The organism is Burkholderia sp. AU38729, assembly GCF_020419725.1.
Lineage (GTDB): Bacteria > Pseudomonadota > Gammaproteobacteria > Burkholderiales > Burkholderiaceae > Burkholderia.
In genome coordinates, this window is the sequence record NZ_JAIZQO010000036.1 from 1 (window position 1) to 1,089 (window position 1,089).

2 tRNA genes and 2 rRNA genes are annotated in these 1,089 nt (G+C 51.1%); all 4 read left to right on the top strand.

The features are described 5' to 3' along the window. A 16S ribosomal RNA gene (locus LGM56_RS36690) occupies positions 1 to 83 on the top strand; the annotation flags it as partial. A 64-nt stretch (positions 84 to 147) separates the two neighbouring features. Further along, positions 148 to 224 (top strand) — tRNA-Ile (locus LGM56_RS36695). A 41-nt stretch (positions 225 to 265) separates the two neighbouring features. Beyond that, positions 266 to 341, top strand: a tRNA-Ala gene (locus LGM56_RS36700). A gap of 289 nt (positions 342 to 630) precedes the next feature. After that, positions 631 to 1,089: ribosomal RNA gene (locus LGM56_RS36705) — 23S ribosomal RNA — on the top strand; the annotation flags it as partial.

The window sequence follows — 1,089 nt, forward strand, 5'->3', positions numbered from 1 at the left end:
CGGTCACCACGGTAGGATTCATGACTGGGGTGAAGTCGTAACAAGGTAGCCGTATCGGAAGGTGCGGCTGGATCACCTCCTTTCCAGAGCTTCTCGCACAAGTTGAGCGCTCACGCTTATCGGCTGTAAATTTAAAGACAGACTCAGGGGTCTGTAGCTCAGTCGGTTAGAGCACCGTCTTGATAAGGCGGGGGTCGTTGGTTCGAATCCAACCAGACCCACCACCGTCTTGTGTGGCGGTACACCCTGAGGCAAACCTGTACATGGGGGCATAGCTCAGCTGGGAGAGCACCTGCTTTGCAAGCAGGGGGTCGTCGGTTCGATCCCGTCTGCCTCCACCAATCACCAACGCTAAGGGCTTGGTTCAGACACTGAACCGAGAATTTTGCATTGGCGATTGAGCCAGTCAGAGTGATACGTAGTACGTATCGGCTGTCGTTCTTTAACAATCTGGAAGAAGCAAGTAATTTGGATAGCGGAAGCGTCTTGAGATGGACGTGAAAACTATCCGGGTTGTGATTGTATCGATGTATCTCAAGATGATTCGAACTTAATGTTTGACTCAATTGGAATACGGCACAACGCGAGAACTCAACCTGTAGCGACTGTCGCGAGACAGACTCGTTATAGGGTCAAGCGAACAAGTGCATGTGGTGGATGCCTTGGCGATCACAGGCGATGAAGGACGCGGTAGCCTGCGAAAAGCTACGGGGAGCTGGCAAACAAGCTTTGATCCGTAGATGTCCGAATGGGGAAACCCACTCCTTTTGGAGTATCCATGGCTGAATACATAGGCCATGCGAAGCGAACGCGGTGAACTGAAACATCTAAGTAACCGCAGGAAAAGAAATCAACCGAGATTCCCAAAGTAGTGGCGAGCGAAATGGGATGAGCCTTGCACTCTTTATTTGTATTGTTAGCCGAACGCTCTGGAAAGTGCGGCCATAGCAGGTGATAGCCCTGTAGGCGAAAACAGTATGAAAGAACTAGGTGTGCGACAAGTAGGGCGGGACACGTGAAATCCTGTCTGAAGATGGGGGGACCATCCTCCAAGGCTAAATACTCGTGATCGACCGATAGTGAACCAGT